The organism is Streptomyces sp. CO7 (assembly GCF_053474865.1).
The window spans coordinates 68,706-70,226 of record NZ_JBRIOU010000009.1 but is presented as its reverse complement, the minus strand read 5'-3'; the positions used below and the strand labels follow the sequence as shown (position 1 = coordinate 70,226).

The 1,521-nt window shown below is 76.2% G+C and carries 1 protein-coding gene; it reads left to right on the top strand.

The genetic code is table 11. From position 1 onward, the window contains the following. Positions 1-1,521 (top strand): AMP-binding protein (locus ACOV8S_RS26930; protein WP_448321315.1); only part of this gene is annotated, 1,521 nt, incomplete at both ends.

Genomic DNA, 1,521 nt, shown 5'->3' with positions numbered 1-1,521 from the left:
CGCCTACGTCGTGTACACCTCCGGATCCACCGGCCGCCCCAAGGGCGTCGCCGTCACCCACCGCTCCGTGGCGAACCTGCTCGCCGCGCACCGCGAGGGCTTCGTCGCCGACGCCGGAGGGGGACCGCTGAACGTGGCCCTCACCGCCTCGTTCTCCTTCGACACCTCCCTCGAGGGCGTGCTGCTGATGGCCGACGGCCACCCGCTCCACCTCGTCGACGAGACGACCCGCCTGGACCCGGCGGCGCTGGTGGAGTACGTCGTCGAGCACCGCGTCGACTTCCTCGACCTCACCCCCTCCTACCTGCGCCAACTGCTGCCCGCCGGGCTGCTCACCGACCCGCGCCACCGCCCCCGCGTCCTGATGATCGGCGGCGAGGCCCTGGACACCGGGCTGTGGCGCGAACTGGCGGCGCACCGGGACGTCGCCGCGTACAACTTCTACGGCCCCACCGAGTGCACCGTTGACGCCCTCGCCTGCCGCGTCGCGGGCGAGGACCGGCCCCTGGTGGGCCGTCCGCTGCCCAACGTGCGGGCCTACGTCCTCGACGACCGGCTGCGGCCGGTGCCGCCCGGCGTCGGCGGCGAGCTGTACCTGGCGGGCGCGCAGCTGGCCCGCGGCTACGCCGGACGGCCCGGACTGACCGCGGCACGCTTCGTCGCCGACCCGTACGGGGCGCCGGGCACCCGGATGTACCGCACCGGCGACCTGGCCCGCTGGACCGCCGACGGCCGCATCGACCACCTCGGCCGGGTCGACGACCAGGTGAAGGTGCGCGGCCACCGCATCGAGCCCGGCGAGATCGAGGCGGCCCTGCTCGCCCTGCCCGAGCTCACCGCCGCGGCGGTCGTCGCCGCGACCGACGAACGGGGCCACACCCGGCTCGCCGCCTACGTCGTCCCCGCGCCCTCCGCCACCGCCCCCGGCGGGCCCGCGCTGCGCGAGGCGCTGCGCCGGGTGCTCCCCGAGCACATGGTGCCCTCGTCGTTCACCGCCCTGGACGCGCTGCCCCTGACCACCAGCGGCAAGCTCGACAAACGCGCCCTGCCCGCGCCGGACTTCGGCGCCGTCCGCGACGGGCGCGAACACGTCGCCCCGCGCACCGACGCCGAACACGCCCTCGCCGGGATCTGGGCCGAGGTGCTGGGCGTGGACCGGGTCGGCGTCGACGACAACTTCTTCGAACTGGGCGGCGACTCCATCCTGGGCATCCAGGTCGTCTCCCGCGCCCGCGCCGCCGGCCTCGACCTGCACTCGCAGGACGTCTTCCGCCACCAGAGCGTCGCCGACCTCGCCGCCGCCGCGGCGGGCCGTGCGCCTGCGGCCCCGGCGCCCCGGACGGCGCACGTGGACGGGCCCGCCCCGCTGACGCCCGTTCAGCAGTGGTTCCTCGCGACCCACGGCCCGCTGCGGCACTACAGCATGTCGGTCCTCCTCGACCTGCCGTACGACCTCGACGAGGCCGCCCTGGAACGCGCGGTGGAGGCGGTGGCCGTCCGCCACCCGGCGCTGCGCACCCG